Below are 19555 nucleotides of genomic sequence, written 5' to 3'. Positions count from 1 at the left end.
GCTTCAAGCTGAGCCAATCAGGAAACGGCGATCGCCGTCACCCCAGATCATCCAGCTTCATACCCTTCCAAATGCAATACGCATGGGCAGCCCTAAGGGATCGCGCTCAAAGACGGTCGGCAAGTATTGGAGCTGCATCGAGTGGCGATTGAGCGCTGCGAGGGCTAAAGCATCCAGGACATCGTCTCTTTGAAAGCGCCCCCCGATTCCACCCGTCGCTAATGCCAGCCAAATGGCCTGAAATTCGATACTATAACGTCGAAGGATCCCCTCGCGTTTTTCCTGCCCCTGGAGGCTGATTTTAGGCTCACGCACCGGAACCCCGTCGTTAAGACAGGCGAAAGCAACCTCCGGATGCGCCTCGATCCACAATTTTTGTAGTTGGGTCTGGGCCAGGAGGATATTTTCAACGTCACGTATTTTCGGCACGATATTCCAAGCCTGGATGGATATACCTTTGTCGATCAAACGTCGGCTTGCCTCGTTGGCTTCGGCATAGTCTTCGCAGTGGATGACCTCGCGGATAGGCGGAGTGAAAACACGACTAGTGAGACCTTTCCCCAAAAATGCTCGCGCCTCGGCATCACAACGCCGCTGTTTTTGGGCGACGGAAGCCAAGCCAATCGGCATGTCGATGAGAACACGGGCGTCTTTTGTTTTTTCCAAAACAACATCCAAACCCGGGACAAAATAGGCCCACCCTCCTTGCCCATCACACCCAGCAAGGATCCAACCTCCACGTGCACCGTCTACGCCGAACATGAGAAAATCTCCTCTCCCATACGCTCCATGATTTCAGAACCAATAGCGTCAGCGACGAGTCGACCTTCGATTGTTAGAATGATGCGTTCGTTTTGAATGGTGGCTAAGCCTTCATCCTCCAGGCTCTTCAGCCAGGGAAATAGCTCATATCGATATAGTGCTCTGTCGTCCCAAGGCCCTAAAGCGATATCCAAAGGTAGCCCTTCATTTTTCCGCAGGCCGAATGCGAGGGCGTCGGCACTGAGGATCTCGGGAGTCAGGTCTATCTGATCGATACGTTGCTGGGCTAACGTCCCATCACTGAGGGCTCCCCGCCAATCCTGAAGCGAGGGGGGATTTGTATAGCGCCTGCCTGCAAACTGTGAAGATGCCGAAGGCCCCACGCCGATCCACTCCTGCATGCGCCAGGTGTTGATGTTATGCTGACAAGCAAATCCCGGCTGAGCGAAGTTTGACACCTCATACTGCGCAAAACCCGCTGCTTCTAAAGTCTCCCAAGCTAGACGGTATTGCCGGGCTTCTTTTTCCTCGTCGATGGCCACTTTGCCCTCGCTAAGTTTGACGTAGAGCGCGGTGTCTTCCTCAAAGGTGAGGCAATAGGTGGAAATATGTTTAGGGCCCAAATCAATGGCTTGGCGGAGATCATTCAGCAACGCGCGATCATCCTGGCCAGGAATCGCGAATATGAGGTCGAGATTTACATTTTCGAAGCCGCACTCGGTAAGGATATCCCAAGCCCGAAAAATCTGTTTGCGTGGATGCAGACGCCCCAAAGACGACAACAGCGCATCGTCGAAACTCTGAACACCCATCGAAATACGGGAGACGCTCATCTCTCTCAAAACACGGATGCGATCTGGATGCACGGTAATCGGCGCCATCTCGACAGTCCATTCACTCACGGCATTGCCTACGCGATCACGGATCATCGCACCGAGCACCTCGATGTCTTTCGGTGCGAGCAAGCCAGGCGTGCCACCTCCCCAGAAGATCGTAGACACGCGATTAAACTCGGCGGCGGGATAGCTATTTAGCTCAGTAGCAATGCCATCCAGGTAGTTTTCTATATCCCATCTGCCAGGTCGTTTCTGATAAAAAGCACAGAAGTCACAAGTCGTGGCGCAAAAGGGTATGTGGACGTAAAGCCCTAGCTCCGTTCCTGCCAATTCTTTTGCTTGCGATGTCATCTTGAGTTTCAATACCTTCCGCAATCTCGCGTATGAAATTTTCTAAGCTGATTGCAACGGCCTTCGCAGCAACTCTCTCGTTTCTACTCTCTGGGTGTTACATCACAACCACGAATCTGACACCTGCAAGGATGCCACAAAACCCTTCGGGCATCTACACGTTGAGTGCGACCACGGAGATCCGAGACGGCAGTGTCGACGCCGACAGTGTGCGTATGGACGTCGTGATCGACGGTGAAACGTATCCTATGGTTGCCGACGAGAGCCTTCCGGGGGTCTTCAACTTTGATTATGTCTTGCCCGTAGGACGCGACGCAGCGCGCTTTTATTTTGTGACGCAGTACAAATCTGAGCACAGCAATGAGAAGTCTCTTCATAAAGAAAAGACCGGAAGCTTGAACGAATTTTATCTGACCAATCGTTATGTGGTGACAATGGAGGCCAATCGCGCGCCGGTCGGAACGGTTATCCCTGTTTTGGGTCGTGGTTTTGGCCCATCCGATACCATTTCTATGGGGCCGGTGGTTGCAGACACAAATTACGTTTCGGAGAATATCATCGAATTTACAGTGCCTGGCCTACTCGCTGGTCAATCTTATGATGTCGTCTGGGAGTCTGGGTATGGCAGCATTCCTCTCGGAAAATTCCGCATCGATGCAGCACAAATCTCGGTGCTCCCGGAATCCCTCAACATCCGTAGCGGATCCGCCCGACCTTTAACATTTAGAATCGATTCCCCGGCGCCTCCCGGCGGCCTGCCCATCGAAGTGACTACAGACATACCCGAGAGCGTCATCATGCCTGAAGTAATTATCGCCGCTGGGCAAGAAACCAACACTGTACAGATACAGGGAGGAAAAATAGGGTCGGGCTCACTTTTCATCTCCATCGCAGGGCAAGGCGAAATCGAAGTACCGATCACAATCAGCGAGTAAGCTCTGGCACAATGAAGCGCATAAAATTTTCCGATCGACTGACCGCGCTTCACATTTTCACAATTTTCCTACCTCGGCATTCTGTAGTCGGCACGGTTAAGGCTTTAGCGGATTCGGACGAATTAATTATAGATAGAGTTTGCAGTCTGGATGCACCAGGAACAAATTTCTCAGTAGTCGATAATGGCAGAATTTGAATCGGATAGTTTCTTCGAAGGAGAGTGGGACGACAAAGGCGATCTCGCCTGGAACGAGTTTGATTGGGCCCAATACCTTGGACGCTGCGATAAGGAAGTCGCTCGCTTTCAGAAAATTTATCAACGCCTCACCGACAATCCCGAGCGCGTCGACGAGGCTGCCAAGCAAATGGGATGGGATCAGGAGGACTGGTCAGCCAATCCCGACGAGTCGGAAACAGCCGAGCCGGAAAATTTCTCAAAACCATCCTTAGACCTATCCTCTAGCGAAGAGCCATCTGAGCTGACGCCTGAAGATGTAGACCCTTACAGCGCACAGAAGCACCCAGTGTTCGTAGTCAGCCGCGCCTTGGTGCGTGACATCGACGCCCTCCATCAAGGCATCATCCGCCGACCTGAGATCGTTGTTCCAGCAGACCTTATTTGGGATGCCGCTAAAGCAACGAAGGACATCGAACTCAACGTGGCTCTAGCTGTAAATATGCTCGATTTGGGGGACTTTGCCCTCGGTATCTGCTATTTTAAACATGCATTCCGCTGTTTGAATCAGCTCCTTTCCACGACGGGCCGCATTCCTGAATTTTTGCCCGATCGCCTCAGCCATCCCTTCAGTGAAGAGGTGACCATGCGCCTGTTTGATCTTCGCGAAGTGTGGCTCCGCGTCATCAACGAATGTCGCGAAGAAGGACGTGATTTTGGCGAGTCTGAGGAAGAATCTTAGGATTTACTAGATTCGGAGCGGCAGGATCGTATTGCCGTAGACGGCCAGAACCAGAGGTGGTCAAAATCCGCTTTCGCGACCACCCAACAAAAACGGATCGGGTTCGGATTGGTATCTGCTGTCTCCTCAAAGATTATGCACCGATCCATCCCCTTTTTCTTGAGTTTTGGCCTAATGACATGCGTGTTCGCGCATCCTTCTGGTGATCATGCGCACACACCACTAGGTCCACAAATCTCACATCCCGCACATGACATTCGCATAGAAGTCACCGACGGCCCCACCCCTTGGACGCGCAAAGGCTTCAAGAACGATCCACGCGAATTTCAGTTTGCCGTCATAGCCGATAATACCGGGAGTATGCGACCCGGCATCGTAGAAACCGCGGTCGAAAAGCTCAATCTACTCCAACCTGAATTTGTGATGAGTGTGGGAGATCTGATCGAAGGCTACACCGAAGACCTAGATCGCCTCGTTTTTGAATGGGACGAGTTTGACGCAAAAATCGCTCCGCTGGACATGCGCTTCTTCTATGTCCCCGGTAACCACGATATGACCAACGACGTCATGGCCAAACTCTGGGAGGAACGCCTAGGCCGCGCCTACTATCATTTCGTCTACAACGATGTGCTCTTTCTCTGCCTAAATTCTGAAGATACCAAAGCAGAAACCATCACCCCGACACAGATCGCCTGGATAGAGCAAACACTCGCTGAGCATACTGATGTGCGCTGGACCATGGTCTTTATGCACAAGCCATTGTGGCAGTATGAAATGAATTACGCTAAACGCGGCGATAGCGAAAAATCGACCGGATGGCTCGAAGTGGAAGCTCTACTGAAAGAGCGCAAGCACACCGTCATGTGTGGCCACTACCACCGCTATGCGCATTACGATATCAACAACTCAGACTATATTATCCTTAGCACGACTGGTGGCGGTAGCCAATTACGCGGACCCGAATACGGCGAGGTCGATCAAATCGCTTGGATCACCATGACCGACACAGGGCCGATTATCTCGAACATCCTGATCGACGGAGTCTTACCCAAAGATTTTTCGAAGCCCGAAACAGGCAGCTTCACTTTCGATACGCTCCGCCTCGTCAAAGTAGCAGTGGGCCCCCACTACAGCAACGAGGGAGAGATGCCCGCAGTGTGGGATACCGAGATTTACGCGGAAAATAAGGGGCGGGACACGGTTACCATCACTCTAGAGATCCCTGAAATACCAGTCCTTGAAATAACGGCAGAAACGAGCGCGTTCGACCTAGAGCCTGAGACCGAATTACAGATTCCCTTTCGAATACGTTCATCCAGTGGCGGCCCCATTGTCCTACCTACGCCCATTGAGATTCCCTACGCGGTCGCAGCAAATCTGGATGACGACATCAGCGTAGAATTTATCGAAAAACTCATCGTTAACATCGCTCCGACCTACCCCGCACAAGGCGATGCGCTAGACTGGATTACGGTCGGCGGCGACGATTTCATCGGCGGCAACACGGATGCTTGGTCGGGCCCCGAGGACGGCTCATTCCAGTTCAAAGTCGAACAGATCGAAGGTAATTTGGAAATAGAGATCATCGCCGTTGACGACGCCCTCGTGCCGCCTTCCGAAGTAGAACACGCGAGCGGTGGTGACGGTATAGAGCTGCGCATCAGTCCAATTACTGACCCCTTACGCAGCATTGAAACCACCCGCTTTTGGCAAGACCAAAACAAGAACTACTTCGCCATGTATCTGGTGCCCGATGTGCCCACCCGAGCCTATAGCTATAACTACGGGGTAAAAGTCCCCGAGGGTGTTACCAGTGAATGCATTTCCAACCCAGACGGTAGCTACCGTGCAACCATCTCCATCCCCATTTCGGTCATCGATTCATTCGCTGGCGGCGATGCGAGTAAAGTCCGCCTCTCCATCGGCCAAAACGACAGAGATAGCACCAGCGAACTATCTGCCCAAATTTGGTGGCCCGAAGACTGGCGCTCTGAGGAAATGGTGCCGGGCAGTGGCACATTCGACCTTTAACATATTCCATACGAATTCAACCACTCGCATTATCTCAAAACGGGCCATCCAACGGTCCAAGTGCAGATCACCTAATTATCCCCGAGAACAAAAAATTAGCGTTCATTCGCGTGGATTACCGGATCATTAGAAGAATTTTTAGCCCTCCGAATCGAAATTCGACTCCGCTTCAAAGACTCCCTGACCTCCCAAACCGGCTGAATAACATGTTCCTTCAGATAGCGAGGACTCCCACGGTTGCCCAGACTCACATTCTCTACTAGGGCATGCAACGCGCGATCATAGATGAGCTGACGATTCACCATAAAGCCGCTGACATGGGTATGGTAAGACTCGTGAGAGTCTACCGTGATCACTGCGGCATGGGGTAGCTGGGACTCGGGAAGAAGGCACTGGATATTTGCCGTGGAGGACGGACTTATTTTAAAGGGCAGAAACTGATTTTAATAGTCTATCTGAAACGGCATCAAACTATTGTGAAATCAGCACAAAGCGGGGGTAACAAATTTCTGCGTTAACATTAACTTCTAATTCCATGCTCAGTGGAGCGTCTGGCTCGTGGACCAGATACGCTGGACCGTCCGCTGGTTCGTTTCCTTCGAAAGTGACGCGTTTTCCGTCATATACATAGCCATCTAGCACTAGATTCTGTTTGCTCAACTGTTCCAATCGTTCAAGCACGCGCGACTGACGCAGTGTCCAGCTTTCCATCGGCACTTGGTCTAACAAGCGCGTGTAGGCGCGCTGGTTTTCTCCTTCACTGAGCCAAGTCGTCGCTTCGGCATTCAAACCCATCGCCTCGATATTCGACTCCAGAGTCATTAACCCTTCCTGCCATTCCACTGGAAAGAACTTTTGATTCCCTTGGAAGGCGCGCACGGTCCACCGGGCTAAGAATATGCGGAAAGCGGGTGACAATTGTTCGTTGGAGACTCCGCGCTCAATGAGACCCACAGGGGACTCTGTCCAAGTCGAATTAGCAGTATCCCAGATCTCAGCGAGCGACATCAGCAAGGCGCTTTCTGGCGCCGCAATGCCATCCTCTAAGAGTTGCCCACGTATCCTTCCGAGACCGTCGCGGTTTGCGGTATATCTACGCTCTTCAAAGCCCCGCTCACTCCAAATTCGCGCCGACTGGTTTATGAGAAAAATTTGCCTCAAATCATCGACCAGTTGCTGCTCAGTTGTGATATCCCCAGAAATGTAAACCAGACGTGCATCGGCGATTCCCTGGTAGGTATTGAGGAACGCCTGTTGTATCCGCTGGAGATCTTCGTTTTGAAGGAGAGCATTCACCCGTGCTGCACCCACAGGCGACATGCTCAGGTCTTTCAGATTCCAGTCGCCGATATCATTTCTCAACAACGCGCGATCTTCGAGGCCCAGTACAGATGCGAGCGAAACGCTGCGTGCTCTCTCCCAAAGGCTGAGGCTATTTTCAGCCATTCTCGCATCGAGAAAAGGTGCACCCGATTCAGCGAGCCGACGCATCGTTCGTAGAGCATCCTCGACAGCTTCAGGACCCTTTGCCTCGATCAATGATGTTTGAGCTTCAGTCCAAGAAGAAGCCAGGCGCAGCATCGAAGAAAGACGGTTTTCTTGGATTCGAAGCTCATCGCGCTCAGCGACGGTCCAAGCCTGGGAAAATAGGCGTTCGTCCGGACTCCATACCGATGCCGAAGTCAAAGCCTCAGACACGTATGGAAGATCACTTACCCACACCTCTGGTTCCACTTCTTCAGCGATGCGATCCAGTGCGGTCCTAATGCCTGAAAGAGTTTCGACTTTCCATTGAGCTAAGGTTTTTAGCGCAGCCGCTTCGAGCGAGTCCAAGCGGTCGATGAGTTCGCGTCGCTGTTCATTGAGCTCCGGGTAATCACTGGGTGCCAGGTCTGCCACCGCAGCCGCGAAAGCCAATTGGGCTTCAGAAAACTCAGGCATTACTTCAACGTATGCGGCTCCTGTTGACAATGCGGCTTCCATCCGGAAGATCGCGTCTGCAGCCTGTAGCCGTGCGTCCGCCTTCAGGCTCTCAACATCGGTCAATGCGGCCAAGCGTTCGGGCACGCCGGGAAAAAATGCTGGAGGTAATAGCGGAATTTGAAGGGCCTCAGGATCGAAAGGCTCGGCATCTAATGCTACTTCGTAGGCTGCCCAATCTCGTTGGTAGAGGCCCGCGCCAGCGAGCACTATAAAAAGCACTATCGCTAGAGCGGCTACCAAGGCCTTATTGCGGGAACTTTTGGCTGCTCTTTGTGCTGCCGTCTCGCGTTCTTCCACTTCTTTTTGTCGAGCAGCTTCGATGACGACCCGCTCTAACCAGCTCCCTACTTCCGAGTCTCCAGAAGCTTCTAAATATACAATGATACGCTCGCAGCGCTGACGAAATTCCTCATCGCCTGAACGCACTGCATAACGCAATCCAGTCCGCACGGGACCGGTGTCCTCGAGCTTCAAGTTGTCTTTGATAAATAAGGACTCAGGCAATACCGGGTACACTCCAGGATCCAGTTCAAAGGCTTGGTCTAGAGCAGAGGCGTGTTTAATAAAGTCATAAACAACCCCACGGACGCTCCAATACTCTGCCGCTTCAACAATAGCCCCGGCCAAGACCTTCTCATTGGACTCGCTCACCCAAGTTTGAAGCTTTTCGCGAATACGCAGCCAAAACTCTCGCTGCTCGTCCCAATCCGCGCGCACGTCAGCCAATAAGTGCTCTCGAAGTCGCTCTTTCCAATCACTCATTCCGCTACAAACAAGTTTCTTCCCATCGCCATGCCGCGCAGGGCAGCAGAGTCGCATTTGAGACTGAACGATGGACTCAGGTGTTCTCTTTGGACTTTCAACTTATCCGCCAACGCCTCTACGGAAGAACCCGACAATCCCGCGACCCAACGGTATTCCGTGGCGACGTCAACTTCTTGAACGAAAGTCGTAAAAGGAAATTCCCAGCCCAGAGGGGGAGGTAGCAGAGCAAGGGCTTCTTGAAATGCTCGGAGTAGCAAAGTCGTGTCACTTTTATCGGTCATCAAAACCAACGGTTGAACACTACCGCTGTCAAATGTAGCCTCCAGCCACGCGGCAGCGCTCTCCCCACTTTGAGTCATCGCCTCCCAATGCTTCGCGGGCAGAAATCCATCCTTCTTACGCAACGATTTGTTAAATCCGGCTAAATCAAGTGGCTCGATCCATCGCGCCTTACCCTGGTATTTTTCAAAAAATCCTGTCCAGTGTAACAGAATACTCGCTGGATTTTGCGTAAAACAAGCAGAGTCTCCTTCCAATATCAGATGATGTGCCAGGTGATTGGCTCGATGGCTGTAATCCGTCCCAGCAAAACCAATGCGGGTCAGGATATAGAAGCGCTTTCCATTCACATCCAGGGGATGGTAACGATGGATGGTAGGCCGCGCACCCTTCCAATTTTCATAACGACTCCGCGCCTCCAACTCACGGACCAGCCGCTCTGGTAGTTCGGGGCTTCGAGCGACCGTGCAGAATCCATGCGCCCCCTGATCCAAGCCCTGAGCGACTGAAGTAAAGACGAGTTGATGTAACTTACCTTGCATCAGGCACCACTGGGAATGAGGTTATACGCGCAATGCGATAGGGCCCAAAGAACGGGCACCTCAACATACTGCGGACGCAAGCGACGGGGGTCCGGAGCAAGGTATCCCTCCATCGGACCCGAACGTAAAAGCTTAGGAGAATGCCCGAGTCCACTCGCAGCGAAATAGGCGACTTCGGTGGACAGGGACTCGGCATTTGCGACGACCCCCGGGGCGTGTTTCAGCAACAAGGTCCTAAGCAGTGCTGAATTTGCCTGCACATTTTCGTGACTGATTGCTCCGTCTAGCACCGGAGGCCGGAATGCGTCCCAATCCACCAAAGAGCGCCAGAGATCGGCCTTGCCGACCACCACGGCCAACGGGGTTGAGATCCTCACGTTAGAAGAAAGCCCTCGAATACGACGCATGCGCGTCTCCATCTCCGCGATCAGGACATCTTGCGTATCGGGCACACCCGTTTGATTGAGTTGGGGGTCGTCAACGTGCGAGAGCGCTTTTCGGAAACCGGGATTCGTCGCAGGGTTATACAAAAACAAAAGCGCCGATGAGTGAGCCACATGTAAGGCTCCAGGCGAGTGGTCGATGTCGATGTTGGGCTGAAAATGCTCTCCAGCATTATCATAGAGTATCAAGGACGCGCTGCGTTCCACCTCATCACGACGGGTCATGGTATAGACGAAGGGCTTGGGTAGGGCAGACTCACGCCCCATGTATTGCAGCTGCTCATACATTTTACCCTCTAAGGTGGTCTTATCCAAAATAGCTTCTTCCGCACTCTGAGCACTCAGCAGCCTATTTTTCATCTCATTCAGAAGCACATTACCCGATGGATCCTCGTCTCTAAAAGTGATTCCGAAGTCCTCATACAGCACCTTCTGTAACACATCGATCAGGACACTCAGGTAGTAGGATTTTCCAGCACCCGGCGCCCCAACTAGTGAAAAAATGTGGTGGGGCTTCTCGCAATAGCCTTGGGGTAATTTCCGGCGACAGTGGGGGCAGGCTAGATCAAAAGAAGGGTTGCCTTCGGAATCGAGAGCACCGCCATTCGCGTCAAATCGCCGAGGATAAAATCGCTCTGGATGACCCGGTCCCAGAATGGGATCGTGGCGATCGGTCGCAGACGAACGGATATTCATCACAGAACCTAAGCCAAAGGCCCCCCAACACGCAGGGCAAAAAAATGACTTGGGCTCAATAAACCAGTCCGGATTCTCCCGGAGTGACTTCTCGACATCAGCCATCGGTTTTAGGCTCCTTATCAATCCGGCTAATCACCGCCTCGATCTGTTCGTCCAAATGGGACAGGCGCTCGCGATGCTCCCTCAGTTTGGCAACCGTCACTTCAGCGTCCAGCGTGCGGTCGCTGACCGTCGACTCAAGCTCTTCAACACGCACGCGAGCGAGCCTGAGCTCCTCTTGTAATTCCTCAATGCGCAGGTCCTGGCCAGAGATACGCTCTTCTTTATCGGCCACGTTTTTGCGCTCATCCTCTAACTCAGTTTCAAGGGAACGCCCATGTTTACGAGAGTCCTCAAGTTCGCCTTCTAACTCACTAATCGTAGTCTCTTGCTGACGCCGTGTCATCTGAGAAGATTTTAGTGAATCACTCTTTTCTTCGAGCTGACGTTCGTTCTCCTGGGCCGTTTGTTCGAGGTTTTCGAAAGACTTGCGCAGTGAGGACAGCTGTTGGTTGAGTTCATCCACTTCAATTTGATGCGCGGATTTCTGTCGCTCCAGTTCTTCCTCAAAGTCCTGACGAGCCTGAGACTGCCTGCGCTGGCTGTCATCGAGCTGACGCTGAAGCGATTCTACCTCAGTCCTCAGTTCGTCTTTCTCCAAGGTGGTGCGCGAAGTATCTTCAGAAGTCTGTTTCAGGCGTTCGACCGTGGCTTTGAGGACTCTATTTTCCTCTTCAAGCTCAGACACTTTTGCCTTTAAAGCGCTGCTATCCGGATCGGCTGAAGCAACCGACTCATCGGCAAACAATGGCTCTATCTTTGGGAGCAGTTGAGACAAGGGCACCCAATCATTCACATCATCATCCCAACCCCAGTCTGCCAATGAGAAGAATCCTGTATCGATGCGAGCCTGCAGATGCTTTAGGGAGTAAAATAAGTGCTGCTTGTTGTCCTTGAAGATATTGATTTCGGGGAGCATTGGATCGGTAGATTTAACAGTATCTTTTGAAAATTTTTGGGTGTCAGTTGCTGGCTGCGCGGCGGCGGGCTGTTTCGCTTCGACCTTAGCCACAGGCGCTTCTTTCGTCTCGGTTGGAGGTGTGGGATCCACCATCGAGACAGAATCCACCTCTTCCACCGAACTGATGGCTTCGGGCGCGTCGGCGAGATTGAATCCCTGCCAGCTTTTTGATCGGCTATCAAAAACCCAGGTATTGGGCGGAAGCTTTCCAGAGTCGCGCTGGCTCTGAAAGGCTTCCCAGCTCAAAAGTTTGGCCTGTGCCAGATTGGCGCCTTCTACCACCAATAGCGCCCGCTTGAGTGTATCGACAGCCTGCCCGGAAGCCTGTTTTATCTCGAGCTGCTGCCCCTCGCTCAAGCCACGCTCCACCGCCTCGGCATCCGTCCATCCAATACTGGATTTATGGCACCATGTAAGCAGGTCTTCTTGGTTTTTGGGTATGGGATAGACAGGGGACACGGCGTGTTAGAGATCTACATGAACTGTAAGTGCACTGTGCTTCAAGAGCTTTTGTTATGCCCTAGACTAAGAATCATTAATGAGGGCACCTTAGCAAATTCCCAAAAGCAAGATTGCCTTCAACTCGACAGGTTATGAAAACTAGAACTTTCTCTTATGGCTTCCCCGGTAATTACTATCGCAAACCAAAAGGGCGGCGTCGGTAAAACCACCACGGCCGTCAACATGTCCGTCGCTTTCGCAAAACGCGGGCTCAAAACGTTGCTAATCGATCTTGATCCTCAAGCCAATGCCACCTCGGGCCTCGGCTTTGAAAAGGAACGTGGCGGGAGCCTCTACACTCCCCTACTCGGCGATGGCTTCGCCACCGAAAAGGTCAAAGAAACCAGCATCAAAAACCTATCTATCGTCCCATCGGAAGTGGATATGGCTGCGGTAGAAATTGAGCTCAGTCAGCGCGATGACTACTTGATTCAACTGAGGAAATGCATTGCGCCCCTTAGAAATAGCGGCGCCTACGACGCCGTTATCCTCGATTGTCCGCCCGCATTGGGAATGATTTCGATGAATGGGCTCGCTACAGCAAATTACCTGATCATCGCCCTCCAATGCGAATACCTCGCGATGGAGGGCCTCGGGCAGATCCTCGGCGTGGTAGAGCAATTAAAAGATGCCGGCGTCAATCCAGACCTGGAGCTTGGCGGCATCCTCATGACGATGTTTGACGTCCGCACACGACTCTCTCAACAGGTCGTCAATGAAGTGCGCGGCCATTTTGGAGAACAAGTCTTCAAGGCCATCATCCCTCGTTCAGTGCGCTTGAGCGAAGCGCCTAGCTTTGGCCAATCTATCTTCGATTACGATCCCAACAGCGCAGGAGCCATCGCTTATAAAAACCTAGGGAACGAGGCCATCCGCCGCTTCAAACTCAAATAGACCGTGCCCGAAACCGACACACCGATGCAACCCGGGCAAGAGCCCACACCCCTCGCGCTGGAAAAGCTACAGGAACGCATCGGCTATACCTTCAAAGACACAGAGCTCCTTAAACAGTGTCTGACTCATCCCTCTTGGGCCCTTCAAGTCCAAGATCAATATTTCCAAAACCAGCGCCTTGAATTCCTCGGCGATGCTGCTCTGAGCATGGTCCTCTCAGAAATGCTCTATCGCCAATTTCCCGATCTCCAAGAGGGTCCGCTCAGCCGACGTCGATCAGCTCTTGTCAAGGGCGAGATCTTGAGCGAACTCGCTGCCGAGATAGAACTCGACGGCTGTCTATACCTGGGACACGGGGAAATAAAAAATTTTAAACGCGGTGAAACCTCACGGATGGAAGATGCGCTCGAAGCCCTCATCGGCGGTGTCTTTCTCGATAGCGGCATCCGCGCTTGCCGAAAAGTCATCGCTCAAATCTACGGCGACCTCAATTGGCGGCTAGAAGAAGCTCTAAAGGATCACAACGCCAAGGGCCGCATCCAAGAATGGGTCCAACAACATGGTAACTTAGAGCATATCGCTTATACCATCACCCACATCGACGGCCCCGAGCACGAGCGCGAATTTACCGTCGAACTCAGCATCGCCGATACCCTCATGGGAACGGGTAAAGGGAACTCTCGTAAAAAAGCAGAACACTGCGCCGCACGCGAGGCCTGCGATCGCATCGATGCTGGGGAAAATCCATTTGAGGCATCCGCAAATGAAGGCGCATGAACGCGATTTTTTTTATCCGCACAGCATTCATATAAAAACTCTCACAGAAACCATATGCATTCGCTAAAGTTTGTGTGCATACGCGGATAATCCCCAAACAACAGCCATATCCTACCTCCCCGTCGTGGTTTCACTGCAATTTCCCTTGCGCCTGATGGCTGCTCGGCTGTTATTTCTCGCCGATTTGCGACTAACTCGAACGCGCCCATGCCAAAACGGACAGACATCCAAACCATCCTCATCATCGGCTCCGGCCCGATCATTATCGGACAAGCCTGCGAATTTGACTATTCCGGCACTCAGGCCTGTAAAGCACTGCGTGAGGAAGGCTACCGCGTCGTTCTGGTAAACAGTAATCCCGCTACGATCATGACCGACCCCGAGTTTGCCGATGTGACCTACATCGAGCCCCTCACGGTCGAGATCCTCGAAAAGATCATCGCTCGCGAAAAACCAGATGCCCTGCTCCCCACACTCGGCGGGCAAACCGGCTTGAACCTCTCCCTCGATCTGGCACGTGCAGGTATTTTGGACAAATACGGCGTCGAGCTCATCGGTGCGAAGGAAGAGGCCATCAACAAAGGAGAAGACCGCGAACTCTTCAAAGAGGCCATGTATAAGATCGGCCTCGACTGCGCAAAATCGCTGATTGTCCACAATATGGAGGAGGCCAATCAGGCCATCGAGCAAATCGGCGACTTTCCGATTATCATCCGCCCATCTTTTACACTCGGTGGCTCTGGAGGCGGCATTGCCTACAATCGCGAGGAATACGAGAAGATGATCCAAAACGGCTTGGACGTCTCGCCCACTACCCAGGTGCTCGTTGAAGAGTGCCTCATCGGCTGGAAGGAATACGAGATGGAAGTCATGCGTGACTGCAAAGATCAGTGCGTCGTCATCTGCTCCATAGAGAATTTCGACCCCATGGGCGTGCACACGGGTGACTCCATCACCGTAGCTCCAGCCATGACCTTGACTGACAAAGAGTATCAGCTCATGCGCGATGCCTCGTTCGCGTGTATTCGCGAAGTCGGCGTTGAAACAGGGGGTTCCAATATCCAGTTTTCGGTCAACCCGCAGAATGGCCGCATGGTCGTCATCGAGATGAATCCACGCGTTTCACGCTCTTCTGCTCTCGCATCAAAAGCAACGGGCTTTCCCATCGCCAAGATCGCGGCAAAGCTGGCTGTCGGCTACACACTCGATGAACTACGCAATGACATCACCCGGGAGACGCCGGCCTCATTCGAACCGACCATCGACTACGTCGTCACCAAAATTCCGCGTTTCACATTTGAAAAATTCCCCGACGCCGACTCGACGCTGACCTCTTCGATGAAGTCTGTGGGCGAGGCGATGGCCATCGGCCGGACCTTTAAAGAATCGTTCCAAAAGGCCCTGCGGTCGCTCGAGATCGGCGCGCTCGGGTTTGGCGGTGGCGGCGAAAAAGGAGGCTTTGACCTCCCCGAGGGAGCAGATCTACGCCAGGGCTTGTCTCGCCCATCTGCTGAGCGCGTGTTTTTTCTGCGCTGGGCCCTCCTTCAAGGCATGTCGATCCAAGACATCCATGAGATATCCGGCATTGATCCATGGTTCCTCCATCAGCTCCAACAGATCGTCCACATGGAGAAGTCGCTAAAAGACAGCCGTCTCGACTTGCTGACCGAAGACATCATGCGCCGGGCAAAGGAGTACGGCTTTACCGATACGCAGATCGCAAATCTGGTGGGATCCAATCGCCTCGCTGTGCGCAAAGTGCGGGAGAACTTGGGTGTGCTGACACAATACCGCCTCGTCGATACCTGCTCGGCCGAATTTGAAGCCTATACTCCGTATTTTTACTCGTCCTACGGCAGTGAGAACGAACTCGATCCGACAGATAAGAAGAAGATCATGATCTTGGGCGGCGGACCCAACCGGATCGGCCAAGGCATCGAGTTCGACTATTGCTGCGTCCATGCATCGTTTGCGCTTCAGGAAGACCAGTTCGAAACAATCATGGTCAATTCCAATCCAGAGACAGTATCCACAGACTACGACACCTCTGACCGCTTATTTTTTGAGCCACTAACGCTCGAAGATGTTTTGGAGATTTACTACCAAGAGCAATGTGAGGGTGCGATCGTGCAGTTCGGCGGGCAAACACCGCTCAACCTCGCTACTGAGCTCCAGGCTCATGGAGTCAACATCATCGGCACGACACCCGACTCCATCGACCTCGCCGAAGACCGCGAGCGCTTCAAAAATATCCTTACCGAAATCGGCTTACGCCAACCGGACAACCGCACGGCTCTCTCGCCCGAGCAGGCCTACGCTATGGCGGGAGACCTCGGCTTCCCTATCTTACTCCGCCCCAGCTTCGTTCTCGGTGGCCGTGGGATGTTCATCGTCTATGACATGGCAGAAATGCGGAATGTCGTGCGCGAGGCGTTCGACGTAGCTCCGGGCAAACCTGTCCTGCTCGATAAATTTCTCGAAGACGCTATCGAACTCGACGTCGACTGCATCTCGGACGGAGAGACCGTGGTCATTGGCGGGATGCTTGAGCACGTCGAATTTGCCGGCGTGCACTCCGGTGACGCCACTATGGTGATGCCCCCCCATACCCTGGACAAGGCCATGCTCGAACGCGTAACCGAGGCGACCAAATCTCTCGCAAAAGCGCTCAAGGTCGTCGGCCTGATGAACACTCAATATGCCATCAAAGACGGCGAGCTGTTTGTCATCGAGGTCAATCCTCGGGCCTCACGGACGGTTCCGTTCGTCTCAAAGGTCATCGGTGTGCCACTAGCGAAAATGGCCGCCCGGATCATGGCCGGCAAGACGCTTAAAGAACTCGGATTTACTGAGGAAGTGATCCCGCCTTTCTACGCAATCAAAGAATCAGTCTTCCCCTTCTCACGTTTCCCAGGAGCTCCGATTTTACTGAGCCCGGAGATGCGTTCGACGGGTGAGGTCATGGGACTCGATGCCGACCTTGGGCTGGCCTTTGCCAAAGCCCAAATGGCCGCCAAACCCGCTCTTCCTCTCTCAGGCGAAGTGTTTCTATCCGTGAAAGATTCGGACAAAGCGAAAGTGATCGATATTGCCCGGCAGCTTTTCCACATGGGCTTCGGCATCGTCAGCACCGTCGGCACTGCACGGGCCTTGGAAGAAAACGGCGTCCAAGTCACCCGCGTATTCCGCCTATCTGAGGGACGGCCCAATGTGATCGATATGATCAAGAACGAAAAAATCTCGCTCATCATTAACACACCCAGTGGCACTATACCCCGCAAAGATGAGAACTTGATCCGCACCGAGGCGGTAAAGCGCAATATCTCCATTTTCACCACAATTTCAGGAGCCCGCGCGGCAGTGGATGCGATCCGAGCCGTGAAGCAAAACGATATCGTGGTCCGCCCCGTCCAGGATTACGCCCAGCTCCTCAACGCCTAATTGACGATGGCGAAAATAGAGCCAACCACCCTCATCGCCCTCCTCCACGGCCCCGACAAGCCGGGCATCGCTGCCCAGCTGGCACAGTGGATTTTTCAGAACGAGGGCAACATACGCCACGCCGATCAACATCACGACCGCGAGGCCAACATCTTTTTCCAAAGGCTGGAGTGGACACACCCCGAAGGAACCAATCTCAGCGAGAAAGCCGCCTCGTTTGAGGCCCTGGCCCGCGCCTCCGGTATGACCTGCTCGGTCGCCCTCTCGTCCGATCGGCCCAAAGTCGCCATCTTCGTCTCGAAGATCGCACACTGCTTCCACGATATTATCCTCCGGTTCCAGGCAGGTGAGATTCGAGGCGATCTCGCGTGTGTCGTCTCGAATCATGAAGATCTCCGAGGAGCAGCAGAGCACTACGGGCTGCCCTTTCACCACATACCTGTTTCGGCAGGACAGAAGGCTGAAGCCGAAGCTCATCAGATCGAGATCCTGCGCCAACATGACGTCCAACTCGTTCTCCTTGCCCGCTACATGCAGATCCTCTCAGCAGACATGATCAGCAACTGCGGCTGCCCCGTCATCAACATTCATCACTCTTTCCTCCCCGCCTTCGCTGGCGGCAAGCCCTACCACCAGGCCTATCAACGCGGCGTTAAACTGATTGGAGCTACTGCCCATTACGCTACCGCCGATCTCGATGAGGGCCCTATCATCCAACAAGAAATCGCACGCGTCTCCCACCGGCAAGGCGTTCGCGATCTCATCCGCAAAGGTAAAGACCTCGAAAAATCTGCCTTCGCCCAAGCCGCCACCTGGCACCTCGAGCAACGCATCCTCGTCTACGATAACAAAACGGTGGTGTTCGATTAGGAACGGTTCATGAGGTAATCACACCTCTATCTTTTTGTTCACAAACTTATGCAAAACGCTGGAAATGAGTGTTTGGTAAGGGATACCTTCTTTGAGCGCTATTTTTTGTATAGACCTGAGATCCCGCTCGCTGATACGGATATTAACGCGTTTGTCTTTTCTGAGAGTATTTCGCGCAGCTTGTTTAAACAATGCGAGATCCGTTGGAGATGATACGCTAGAAACCCATTCCTCACGCTCCAATTCTTCTAGGAGCTCTTTCTCCTCTGAGTCTAGATTTGGTGCCTTCATTTAATGTATCTTTTTGTCTCCTTTCTGCTCGGAGTTACAGTCTTCAAAAAAGCATCCAACGCGCGCCTATTGGCAACAGTTTATTCACTCTCCATCGCCAGATACTCAATCACTTGGTCTGCGTTTTTATCCGGGGAAAGACGGGATAGAACACTTTCTCAATTTTTCGATCTCGGCATACCAAGGTCACGCGCTTTGCCAGAGTCTGGCCGCTAGCTTCGAAAGTCGGAAGAGAGAAAGCATGGATGAAACATAGGGCCGGATCACTCAGAAGCGTATAGGGTAAGTGCAATCTGGAGACGACCTCTCTCTGATATTCCGTTGACTGTGTGCTGAGGCCATACACGGACGCTCCCAGTTGCCAAATTTGCGCATAGCTCCACAGAAGGCAGTGTTGCATGCTCAAGATGAGCGCAGGCGCCATCGTCTTCAGGAATCGACAAGTCGGCAGGCAAGCTATTCAGGTTCTGATTCATTAAATTCTTTGTTACTTCACTCCAAACGAGCTGAATCTGTTCCCCCAAGTCTAGATGGTTCGACAACTGGCACACGTGATTTCTTAAAATCTGCGAGATTTCGAGTTACAATAAAATTTGCCCCAGTCTTCAACGCAACTGACTCGACGACTGCATCCTCGAAATCAGTGATTTCGCTGTTCAGAGCACCCATAACTTCCATATTTCGAAACACACCGACCGAGCAAATCTTTAGTATGCTCTCCAGAAGCTCGCGCGCCTTGGCCTCTCCTCGATACTTTTTTACAATATAATGTAGCGTGGTGACTGTGGTGGGACAAATCACTCCGGAGATGGTTTTGATCTCCGCAGCAGACAGCACGCGGGCAGAATCAATAAAGAACGGATCCCTAGCCAGCCAGACATCTAGAATCACGTTCGTGTCGATAACGACTTTCATAGATATTTGGCTTTCAGGTGCTCACGATACTCATCTCTATCGCTCATGATATCTGCGCCTCGCAAGACTCCGATCATTGAGCGCGTTGTCTCTCCAAGATCTTCAAGGTTTTGCCCATCATATATTTCCGAGATGTGCTCACTAAATATTCGCGATACTGACGTACCGCGCTTCGATGCAATCTTCTTAGCCTTCCGGATAATAGCATCGTCTACTCTGAGAGTAAGCTTGGTTTGCATGACGTATACTTTCATTTTTTTAT

17 protein-coding genes and 1 pseudogene are annotated in these 19555 nt (G+C 52.6%); 7 read left to right on the top strand and 11 right to left on the bottom strand.

Annotated features, from left to right (window positions below; all coding sequences use genetic code 11):
- Window positions 1-57: 57 nt before the first annotated feature.
- Window positions 58-762 (bottom strand): DUF429 domain-containing protein, encoded by a 705-nt coding sequence (locus tag HRU10_00575; GenBank protein ID NRA25727.1) that lies wholly within the window; start codon window positions 760-762, stop codon window positions 58-60.
- Window positions 750-1949 (bottom strand): radical SAM family heme chaperone HemW, encoded by a 1200-nt coding sequence (hemW, locus tag HRU10_00570; GenBank protein ID NRA25726.1) that lies wholly within the window; start codon window positions 1947-1949, stop codon window positions 750-752. Before hemW ends, HRU10_00575 begins: the two co-directional genes overlap by 13 nt.
- A 32-nt stretch (window positions 1950-1981) precedes the next feature.
- On the opposite strand from hemW, the gene HRU10_00565 reads away from it, so the two are divergent.
- The 3 genes from HRU10_00565 (at window position 1982) to HRU10_00555 (ending at window position 5833) form a co-directional block, all read left to right on the top strand.
- Window positions 1982-2884: a cell surface protein gene (locus HRU10_00565; protein NRA25725.1), complete on the top strand. Its 903-nt coding sequence runs from the start codon at window positions 1982-1984 to the stop codon at window positions 2882-2884.
- A 183-nt stretch (window positions 2885-3067) separates the two neighbouring features.
- Window positions 3068-3802, top strand: a complete 735-nt coding sequence (locus HRU10_00560) for a hypothetical protein (protein ID NRA25724.1) — start codon at window positions 3068-3070, stop codon at window positions 3800-3802.
- 135 nt (window positions 3803-3937) lie between these two features.
- Complete coding sequence (locus HRU10_00555) at window positions 3938-5833, top strand: metallophosphoesterase (protein ID NRA25723.1); 1896 nt, start codon at window positions 3938-3940, stop codon at window positions 5831-5833.
- 95 nt (window positions 5834-5928) lie between these two features.
- On the opposite strand, the gene HRU10_00550 is transcribed toward HRU10_00555, so the two are convergent.
- The 5 genes from HRU10_00550 to HRU10_00530 all read right to left on the bottom strand — a co-directional run bounded on the left by HRU10_00550 (window position 5929) and on the right by HRU10_00530 (window position 12063).
- Window positions 5929-6189: a hypothetical protein gene (locus HRU10_00550; GenBank protein ID NRA25722.1), complete on the bottom strand. Its 261-nt coding sequence runs from the start codon at window positions 6187-6189 to the stop codon at window positions 5929-5931.
- 115 nt (window positions 6190-6304) lie between these two features.
- The gene (locus tag HRU10_00545) at window positions 6305-8578 is read right to left on the bottom strand and encodes a hypothetical protein (protein ID NRA25721.1); all 2274 of its coding nucleotides are present in this window, start codon (window positions 8576-8578) and stop codon (window positions 6305-6307) included.
- Entirely contained in the window at window positions 8575-9402 is an 828-nt protein-coding gene (locus HRU10_00540; GenBank protein NRA25720.1) for a hypothetical protein, read from the bottom strand. Before HRU10_00540 ends, HRU10_00545 begins: the two co-directional genes overlap by 4 nt.
- Entirely contained in the window at window positions 9402-10646 is a 1245-nt protein-coding gene (locus HRU10_00535) for a hypothetical protein (protein ID NRA25719.1), read from the bottom strand. The genes HRU10_00540 and HRU10_00535 overlap by 1 nt, the downstream gene beginning before the upstream one ends.
- Window positions 10639-12063 carry a hypothetical protein gene (locus HRU10_00530; GenBank protein ID NRA25718.1) on the bottom strand — a complete coding sequence of 475 codons (1425 nt, stop codon included), beginning with the start codon at window positions 12061-12063 and terminating at the stop codon, window positions 10639-10641. The genes HRU10_00535 and HRU10_00530 overlap by 8 nt, the downstream gene beginning before the upstream one ends.
- A gap of 156 nt (window positions 12064-12219) precedes the next feature.
- On the opposite strand from HRU10_00530, the gene HRU10_00525 reads away from it, so the two are divergent.
- From HRU10_00525 to purU, 4 genes are all read left to right on the top strand, one after another.
- Window positions 12220-12999 carry a ParA family protein gene (locus HRU10_00525; GenBank protein NRA25717.1) on the top strand — a complete coding sequence of 260 codons (780 nt, stop codon included), beginning with the start codon at window positions 12220-12222 and terminating at the stop codon, window positions 12997-12999.
- A gap of 3 nt (window positions 13000-13002) precedes the next feature.
- Window positions 13003-13776, top strand: coding sequence for a ribonuclease III (rnc, locus tag HRU10_00520; protein NRA25716.1), 774 nt, complete (start codon window positions 13003-13005; stop codon window positions 13774-13776).
- A gap of 207 nt (window positions 13777-13983) precedes the next feature.
- Complete coding sequence (carB, locus tag HRU10_00515; GenBank protein NRA25715.1) at window positions 13984-17217, top strand: carbamoyl-phosphate synthase large subunit; 3234 nt, start codon at window positions 13984-13986, stop codon at window positions 17215-17217.
- Between the two features lie 6 nt (window positions 17218-17223).
- Entirely contained in the window at window positions 17224-18087 is an 864-nt protein-coding gene (gene purU, locus HRU10_00510) for a formyltetrahydrofolate deformylase (GenBank protein ID NRA25714.1), read from the top strand.
- An 18-nt stretch (window positions 18088-18105) separates the two neighbouring features.
- On the opposite strand, the gene HRU10_00505 is transcribed toward purU, so the two are convergent.
- The 4 genes and pseudogenes from HRU10_00505 to HRU10_00490 form a co-directional block, all read right to left on the bottom strand.
- A complete protein-coding gene (locus tag HRU10_00505; protein ID NRA25713.1) occupies window positions 18106-18378 on the bottom strand; it encodes an antitoxin in 273 nt (90 codons plus the stop codon).
- An 80-nt stretch (window positions 18379-18458) separates the two neighbouring features.
- Window positions 18459-18854 (bottom strand): annotated as a pseudogene (locus tag HRU10_00500) (redoxin family protein).
- A 16-nt stretch (window positions 18855-18870) separates the two neighbouring features.
- Window positions 18871-19293: a PIN domain-containing protein gene (locus HRU10_00495; GenBank protein NRA25712.1), complete on the bottom strand. Its 423-nt coding sequence runs from the start codon at window positions 19291-19293 to the stop codon at window positions 18871-18873.
- A complete protein-coding gene (locus HRU10_00490) occupies window positions 19290-19547 on the bottom strand; it encodes a hypothetical protein (protein NRA25711.1) in 258 nt (85 codons plus the stop codon). The genes HRU10_00495 and HRU10_00490 overlap by 4 nt, the downstream gene beginning before the upstream one ends.
- Between the last annotated feature and the right edge of the window lie 8 nt (window positions 19548-19555).

It is taken from the genome of Opitutales bacterium (genome assembly GCA_013215165.1).
Classification (GTDB): Bacteria; Verrucomicrobiota; Verrucomicrobiia; order Opitutales; family JABSRG01; genus JABSRG01.
This window is presented reverse-complemented; position numbering and strand designations above follow the sequence as displayed.